This window comes from uncultured Anaerococcus sp. (genome assembly GCF_937934665.1).
GTDB lineage: Bacteria > Bacillota > Clostridia > Tissierellales > Peptoniphilaceae > Anaerococcus.
The window spans coordinates 1-8,756 of the sequence record NZ_CALGYW010000106.1; the positions used below are offsets into that span (position 1 = coordinate 1).

General features: G+C 38.4%; 6 protein-coding genes. All 6 read right to left on the reverse strand.

Annotation, left to right across the window (positions count from 1 at the left end):
* Positions 1-39: 39 nt before the first annotated feature.
* The 6 genes from Q0410_RS05820 to Q0410_RS05845 all read right to left on the reverse strand — a co-directional run bounded on the left by Q0410_RS05820 (position 40) and on the right by Q0410_RS05845 (position 8,280).
* On the reverse strand, positions 40-228 hold the full coding sequence (locus tag Q0410_RS05820; protein ID WP_299034195.1) for a hypothetical protein: 189 nt from the start codon (positions 226-228) through the stop codon (positions 40-42).
* The gene (locus Q0410_RS05825) at positions 225-1,841 is read right to left on the reverse strand and encodes an oligopeptide/dipeptide ABC transporter ATP-binding protein (RefSeq protein ID WP_299034199.1); all 1,617 of its coding nucleotides are present in this window, start codon (positions 1,839-1,841) and stop codon (positions 225-227) included. The genes Q0410_RS05820 and Q0410_RS05825 overlap by 4 nt, the downstream gene beginning before the upstream one ends.
* Positions 1,831-2,832 (reverse strand): ABC transporter ATP-binding protein, encoded by a 1,002-nt coding sequence (locus Q0410_RS05830; RefSeq protein ID WP_299034202.1) that lies wholly within the window; start codon positions 2,830-2,832, stop codon positions 1,831-1,833. The genes Q0410_RS05825 and Q0410_RS05830 overlap by 11 nt, the downstream gene beginning before the upstream one ends.
* Before the next feature lie 8 nt (positions 2,833-2,840).
* Positions 2,841-4,799, reverse strand: a complete 1,959-nt coding sequence (locus Q0410_RS05835; RefSeq protein ID WP_299034205.1) for an ABC transporter permease subunit — start codon at positions 4,797-4,799, stop codon at positions 2,841-2,843.
* A 1-nt stretch (position 4,800) separates the two neighbouring features.
* Positions 4,801-5,763, reverse strand: coding sequence for an ABC transporter permease (locus Q0410_RS05840; RefSeq protein ID WP_299034208.1), 963 nt, complete (start codon positions 5,761-5,763; stop codon positions 4,801-4,803).
* A gap of 315 nt (positions 5,764-6,078) precedes the next feature.
* A complete protein-coding gene (locus Q0410_RS05845; protein ID WP_299034211.1) occupies positions 6,079-8,280 on the reverse strand; it encodes an ABC transporter substrate-binding protein in 2,202 nt (733 codons plus the stop codon).
* Positions 8,281-8,756: the final 476 nt, after the last annotated feature.

Consider the following 8,756-nt stretch of genomic DNA (forward strand, 5'->3'; position numbering starts at 1 on the left):
TAAAAAAACCAGAATTTATAAAAATCCTGGTTTTCACATTTACATAAGGAATGCTATTAAAAATATTGGGGCAAGGAGAAGGAGGACAAAGGGCATGAATACCCTCATGGCTGCTAGAAACATTGCTAGTCTGTCCCCTCTTTCTAGGTTATCTTCGTCTAGGAGGGATTCTTTTTCTTCGATTTCCTCGCGAGTCTTTCCCTTAAACCTGTCTATTGGTCTTTTCATATAGCACTTATTTCTTCTAATTCTTCTTCTTCTTTGGCTCTCTTGGCCATATTTTTCTCGTAGGCTCTTTGTTTTTCTTCTTCAGATACGTCCATTAGGTGGCAGGCTATGAAGTGGCCGTCTCCATTATCTTTAAGCTCTGGCTCAAAGTGGGCACAGATGTCCATAGCGTACTCGCACCTGGTGTGGAACCTACATCCCTTTGGCGGCTTAACAGCTGATGGGATGTCCCCTTCTATAACTGCAAGCTCCTGACCTTGGTTTACGTCAGTTCTAGGGATGGCTTGTAATAAAGATTTTGTGTATGGGTGGAGTGGGTTTTCGAATATCTTTTCTGAGTCCGCAAGCTCTACCATTACTCCCAGATACATTACCCCTATCCTGTCAGATATATATTTTACTACTGAAAGGTCGTGGGTGATAAATAAATAGGTTAGGTTGTTTTCTTCTTTTAGGTCTTGGAGTAGGTTTATGATTTGTGACTGGATAGATACGTCAAGGGCTGATACTGCCTCATCACAAACTATAAAGCTTGGTTTTAGGGCAAGAGCTCTTGCTATACCTATTCTTTGTCTTTGACCTCCGGAGAATTGGTGAGGATACCTGTGTAGGAAATATGGAGCAAGACCACATTTTTCCATTGTTTCTTGGATGTATTCGTTGTAGCCTTTTTCATTTCTAGAATTGAATAAATCGTGGCCTAGAACACCTTCACCTATGATATTTCCTACTGTCATCTTGGTATCTAGAGATCCATAAGGGTCTTGGAAGATCATTTGTAGGTCCTTACGTAACTCTCTCATTTCTTCCTTGTTTAACTCTGAAAGGTCGATACCTGTATCTAATTGACTTTCTAGTTCAGCAAAGCCTTCCTTGTCTCTAAGGCTATCTCTGTAGGCTTCGATTTCATCTCTTTTTTCATTAACTTTTATAGTTATGGAATCAACTTTTTCTTTTAATTCATTGTATTTTGGGTCCTCATCTAGGCTCTTGTAATAGTCATCCCAGCTTCTTACCCTCATTTGAACTTTTTGTTCAAACTCTTCTAATTCTGTGTAGACCTTGGCCCTTTCTCTTAGGACTTGGTACTCATTGTTTAAAAGTTTGGCTACCTTATTTAGGTCATCAGAGGCTAAGAGTCCCCCTGCTATCCTAATCATATTTAGGTATTCTTCTTCTATCTCACGACGTTTGAACATGGCTTTTTCGTTGTTCATTGCCCTGTCTTCGTCGGTTTCAGATTTTTCTAAATCTTCGTAGATTTTATTTAATTCATCAAGTTCCTTTTGGTAGTTAGGGAATTTTGATGGGATTTTTGAAATCATCTTGCCCATGTATTCTGGAGCATAGTCGTCTAAGGTCTTGCCATAGTATAGGGTTGTTCCCTCTGTTTGTTCATATATTTGTAGGAGGGTCCTACCAAAGGTGGACTTACCACAACCAGATTCTCCAACCAGACCAAGTGTTTCACCCTCATAGATATCTATTGATATGGATTCATTGGCGTGAACATATTCGCCAGGTCCCTTGTCAAAGAAGCTCTTTTTCTTAAGAGGGAAATATTTTTTAAGGTTTCTTATCTTAAATAAGACCTTTTTGTTTTTATTTTCCATCTTCTTCTCTTTCCTTTCTATTTGGATAATGGCACCTAATTAATTGGTTGTCATTTACTGCCTTTAATTCTGGCATTTCTTTGATACATCTTTCTGTAGCAAATTTGCACCTTGCCGCAAACTTACAACCGTCTGGTAGGTTTAGTGGGTGAGGTACAGACCCTGGTATAATATCTAGTCTCTCGTTTCTATCTGATGTGATAGATGGGATAGAGTTTAGAAGGGCTACAGTGTATGGGTGGTTGTAGTCTGTTATATCACGTTTGAAGATAAATTCTACTGGTGATTGCTCAACTATCTGACCACAGTACATTACAGCTACTTCATCAGCCATTTGGTTTATAACACCAAGGTCGTGGGTGATAAAGAGGATTGATGTACCAGCCTTGTGCTTAAGGTCATTCATCAGCCTTAGGATTTGGGCCTGGATAGTTACGTCTAGGGCTGTAGTTGGCTCGTCAGCTATTAGAAGCTTTGGCTCACAAGCAAGGGCCATGGCTATCATTACCCTTTGGTTCATGCCACCTGATAATTCAAATGGGTATTGCTTGGTTACTACATGTGGGTTTGGTATTTTAACAGCTGCTAAAAGCTCCTCAACTCTTTCAGCTGCTTCTTTTTTATTCATTCCCTTATGGAGCATAAGTACTTCTGAGAGTTGTTTTTCTACAGTAAATACTGGGTTTAAAGAGCTCATTGGCTCCTGGAAGATCATAGAAATCTTATTTCCCCTTATATGTTCCATTTGGCTTGTTTTATAGTCAGAAATTTTCTCTCCGTCAAAAATTATCTCCCCACCATAGATCTTTTGGTTACTTTCAAACAGCTGGAGGATACTCATAGCTGTCTGACTCTTACCAGATCCGGACTCACCTACAAGGCCTAGGGTTTTACCCTCATCAACAGAGAGGCTAACGTCGTTTACGGCCTTGATTAGACCACGCCTTGTAGAAAAGTAGGTATGAAGATTGTTTATTTCAAGTAAGCTCATATTTTCACCTATCTCTCGTTTGCTCTTGGGTCTATGGCATCTCTTAGGGCATCACCGATGAGGTTTACTGAGAATGATGTCAAGAATACTGCAAGGGCTGGGAATACCCATCTCCACCAGTAGGTATTTAGTACATCCGAACTTTGGGCTGCTGTAAGCATATTACCCCAAGATGGTGTAGGTTCTTGAACACCAAATCCTAAGAATGAAAGACCACTTTCTGTAAGAAGGTTTCCTGCATAACCAATTGTCGCATTTACTATTACTATAGATAAGACGTTTGGCAGGATGTGTCTAACCATGATTGACCAGTCTTTTACACCAAGCGCCTTGGCTGCTGTAATATAGTCCCTCTCACGTTCTGCAAGGATTTGTCCACGTACAAGACGGGCAAGTCCTGTCCAACCTAGTACACCTAGGAGAATCATAACCATGGTTATTCTTTGCTCTTGGCTTGCTCCTGGTGGGAGAAGGGCAGATAGGGAAATAAGCATTGGATAGAATGGGAATGACGCAACAATCTCTGATATTCTCATTAGGACGTTATCAACTTTTCCGCCAACAAAACCTGAAATCATACCTATTAAAACACCAAGTCCAATTTGGATAATTGATGAGATAAGGGAGATTATCATAGTCATCTTGCCGCCGTGGATAAGCCTTGTAAAGATATCACGACCTTGGTCATCTGAACCAAACCTAAATCCATTAAGTCCCCAAGTATCTATTTTTCCTTCTTTGTCTACTGCGTAAATATTGAAATAATTTGAATATAATTTTTCAAATTCTCCATCAGGAGTATCAAGTTCTCCATAATTTTCTATACCCCATTGATAAACTTTGCCGTTTTCGTCAAGGGCAGTTATTATTGAATCACTTGCTTCTATATCAGTTAGTTTGCCGTCAAATTCTGGTATAAAGTCACCAGCTAATTTATCTCTAGATGGACCCCAAACATAAAGTTTTCCATCTTCTGTAAGGGCTGCTGCTGAGTTTGCTGTAAGTACTGCTTTTTTAGCCTTTACCTTGCCTTCTCTAAGCTCAGCAGGCATAGCTGTATCATTTTCAGCACCTCTTACACCAAGTAGGTCAACAGACCCATCTTTTTTGGTCACAATTACGTTTATTGTATTTGTATCAAAGTCTACTACTTCTCCTTGGATAGTAGATGGAATCATATCAAGCCTTGAGGCTAGAGTTGAACCCCAGATAACTAGGTTGTTCTTTTCTGTTAGGACAACAGAATATTGGGTACCACCACCAAGTTTTGCAATACCCTCTTCTTTGATTTGGGATTCTTGCATTGGTGGAACCTTAGTTTGATCAAAGGTCTTATTACCCCAACCATAAATCTCGTTATCTTCTGTAGCAATGATGATGTGTCTATCACCCGCAGCTACGTCTTTGATTTTTTTGCCTTCGATTTTTTCCTTAACATCTTTTGGGATTGTTAAAACATCATCTTCGTTGTTTGAGCCCCAAACATAGATGTTATTTTCTTTTGTAAGGCCTACTGCGAAAGTATTACCTATAGAAATCTTTTCAACGCCTTCTTTTTCCATTTCGCTTGGATAGTTCATATATCCAGCACCTGGAGATACATTTGTAAGGTTACCTTGTGAGTAGTATTGGTTAAATGGTAACATTCTTGAACCTAAAAAGATTACAAGAACAATAGCTATAAACATAGCAAGACCAATAACTCCAAGTGGGTTTCTAAAGTAGTTTCTAAGGGCTACCTTTCCCGGGCTCATGATGGCTTCTTCTTTTAGCCTGTCATTTTCCGGACCTTCTTGTGGGCCGCCCTCAAGGTTTTGGTTTAAATCTCCGGCTGGACCCTCTGTTTCTGGTCCTGGTGTTGGATTTACATCGTCTTCCATACCATTTGCAAAGGTAAATCCTCTTAAAAGGTAAGTTTTTAGGAAGCCAAAATAAGATTTAAATGGTTTTTTAACTTTTCTATTCATATTAAGCCTCCAATTTAACTCTTGGATCTACTAGGGCATAGGCTATATCCATTAGGAGGTTACCTAAAAGGGTTAAAACGGCATAAAACATAGATAGGGCAAGGATTACGTTGTAGTCTTGCGCCATTACCGCAGAAATAAGCTCGTTACCAATTCCCCTATAAGAGAAAATCCTCTCTGTTATAGCAGAACCTGAGAACATTCCAAGTACCGCCCATGTAAGTGCTGTAACTACTGGAATTAGAGCATTTCTAAAGGCGTGAGAATATACTACTGTTTTTTCTTTTAGACCCTTGGACCTAGCTGTTCTGATGTAGTCTTGGTCTAGGGCATCTAGCATGGAGTTTCTTACATACCTAGATAAGGATGCAAGAGATCCTACTGTTAGTGTCAAGGTTGGTAAGGTTAGATATTTTATCCATTCACCAAAGGCATTTACTCTTGGCATACCATTAGCTGGGAACCAATTTAGCCTAAAGGCAAAGAAAAATATCATTATAAGTCCTATAAAGAAGGTCGGTATTGATAGACCCACTAGTGTTAGGGTCTGGGCCGTCTTGTCGTAGATTCCTCCCTTTCGGGTCGCCGACCTAATTCCAATAAGCACCGAAAGTACAAATGAAATTATTGTAGAACCTATATTTAGGTATATTGTATTTTTAAGTGGTTCTGACAGGTATTCCTTAACAGGTCTTCTAACTCTAGTTGATTCACCAAAGTCTCCCTTAAGGGTTCTTCCTAACCATCTTACATATTGCTCTGGTAGGGGCTTATCGTAGCCGTACCTTGCTGATAAGTTCTTATACATCTCTTCTTTTTGGGCCTTGGTCATCCTACCAGTTGTAGGGATCATCGCCTGGATTGGGTCTCCTGGCATGGCCTTAGAGAAGGCAAAAAGCATGATAGATATTATAAGAGCTACTGGTATTAAGTTTAAAATTCTTTTAACTATATAACGTAACATATATATCCTTCCTCTTCTGGTTAATACCTGCCATATGTATGTTTTAATTATTTCAATTAATTTTAGCAAGTCAAAACCATATATTTATACCTACAATACTATAATATTTAGGCTTTTTTGTCAACCTTAGAACTTATAAAAATGCTAAATTGTCCCAAATGATAAGGCTTATCTGATACATTTTTAGTATATTTATTAATTTGTGTAAATATTGATAAGAAATTCACTATTATTTTCACAGAGTGTAAAAGGTGAATTTTTTTAAAGAAAAGCCCGCATTTAAGCGGGGACTTTCTTTAATCTTCTTTGACTGGGCTAATTTTCTATTGTCATAGCATTTATTTGGTATTCTGATTCCCAAAGTGGGGTGTTGATATCAAAGCCCTTTACTCTCTTTGAGTAACCAGAGTGGTTTTGGTTAGCATAGAGTGGGATTTCTGGGAGGTAATCGTTGTACCATTTTTGAAATTCTTCCCATGTATCTAGGTAAGCTTCCTTATCGCCAGGCGTTGTTTGACGAAGTTTTACAGTTAGCTCGTCTGCAACCGGGTCGTTGGTCTTTGTTCTATTGTCAAAGCCCTTGCTGTGGTATTGGTAATAAGGATCAAATGGTGTACCGAAGTCTGTACCCATGTTGAAGGCTGTATATTCTGCGTCTTCTTTAGGGAAGTTGTAGTATTCAAGTAAGGTTGCGAAAGAACCACTTGTTACGTTATATTCCATACCAACTTGCTTAGCATTTACTGGCACTTGGTTTGAAATTAGGGTTGTAATTGGTGATTCGTCAGAACCATATTGGTTTACTTGGAGTTTCTTGCCGTTTTCGTCATATCTGTAGTAGTCAAAACCATCAGCATTTTTAGCAAATTCTTCATCAGCTTTCGCCTTATCCCAAGGTGTTGTTCCATCTGCCTCAAATTTGAAAGGAGTTTGGTCTAGAAGAGTGTTTGCCGCATCTAGGTTTAGTTGGTATTTCTTAAATTCTGGATTTGTCTCAAGGTCAGCTCCTCTTTCATTATACATCCATTGGCTGGTACCGTACATACCGTTTGTAACTACACCGTAGCCACCTGCATAAGATTGGACGAAACTGTTTCTGTCCATTAGGTGGGCTATAGCTTGCCTTACTTCTTTATATTTTGTAGCTCCCCTATCTGTTAGGAAGGTTACGTTGCCGTAGCCGTTTCTTTCAAAGGTGTTGTAACCACCGATTTTTCCTTCTTCTGCAGCCGCTCTCATTTGGTCGATTTTAGACCCATCGACTTCTGCTTCCCAAAGGTCTATATTTCCATTTTCTAATAGGTCTACAGCTATATTTTTATTTACTGTTTGAAGTATTATATTAGGTATGGTTGCTTTTTCGCCCTTGAAGTTTCCTGCGTAATGTTCATTTAGGCTGAGTTTTACCATGTTATTTGCAAAGGAATTAAACTTATAAGGTCCATCAACAACTGTTGGTTTTACCCTATATTCGTTAGCTTCTCTTAGCATGGCATCTTCTATAAGTAGTTCTGTAGGATCTACTTCGCCATCTTTTTTAGCTTCTAGTTCTTTTATTTTTTCTTCATGTTCGGCTTTAGCTGTCTCGTATTCTTCTTTTTCAGATTCTGTAACATCTTCAGCAGTTTCAATGAATGACCAGTCGTCTTCGAAGTCTTCTTTTGCTTTTTGGATAGATGTGTCAAGATTTTTGAAATATCTTTCCTTGTCTTCTTCTGTTACTTGATATCCTTCAGTAGGTTCAAGTTTTTTACCATCTTCAGATACTGTTAGGTTGTCTGTAATAGCATGGAATGGGAATGGGCCATATCCTCTAAGTGAGTCTGCTTCGAAGTATGGTAGGAAATCGGATGAAATCGTTGCCTTGAATGTGTAATCATCTACTAGTTCTAAGCCTTCTAGGAAATCCTTATCTCCATTAAAATAATCTTCGTAGCCTAAAAGTGTATCAGCTCCTATATTTGTTGATCCTGTTACCACTTGGTAGGAGTGGTGGGATGATAAGAGTTGACCAAATAGATAGTTTTTAGCTGTAATTGGGCTGCCGTCTGAGAACTTAAGGTCCTTTTTGATGGTAAAGGTAGTGGTTTCTGACCCATCCTCATTTTTTACTGTCTCTGGTTCTTTTTCAAGGACAGTCATGTTATTTACCCACTGGCCACCCTCGTCTTGGACTATAGTAGAATAACCATTGTTACCCTCTATTCCCATGTACCTACGAGCCTTTACGTCAGTTTTGTTATTGGTCCAACCACCGATAAAGTCCCCATTTATATCTTCAACACCTACAACCAGGGTATCGTCAGTTGCTTGGTTTTCAAAATCTTCTACAGATTGTCCACCTTCTGCGACTTCTCCCTCTTCATTTTCTACTTCTTGGTTAGCTTCGCCTTCTACTTGATTATCTTGACCTTGATTGTCTTTGGTGTCGGTAGTTTTGTCTGCCCCGCAACACGCTGCAATCGTTGTCATAAGGCCTAAAGCCATAAGTGATGAAAATACTTTCTTAATTTTCATAGTATCCTCCCTAAAATAAGTTACTTTATATCTTGATTTTAACTTATTGAGAGATTATTGTCAATCTTTTACATCCCTTGTTATAGATAGTTGAATATTTATCGTTTCCATTAATTATTTTTCCATTTTTTGTTATTTTTTCACTTAAGTTTTACACAGGGTGATTAGCTTAGTTAAGCCATGTAAGATTAGGATAAAATCTAGTAGATTTCTAAAAACTTTTAAAATTTTTGATAAATAAAAACTTTATGAAAACATTTTATTATTAATTTTTTTGCATAAAAAAAGACAAGGCTTCTTGGCCCTGTCTTTTAAAATCTTTTTTATTTTTCGATGCTCATAGCATTGATTTGGTATTCAGATTCCCAAACTGGTGTATTGATATCAAATCCTTTAACTCTTGCTGTGTAACCTGTGTGATATTGGTTAGAGTATAAAGGGATTTCTGGTAGGTAGTCGTTGTACCACATTTGGAA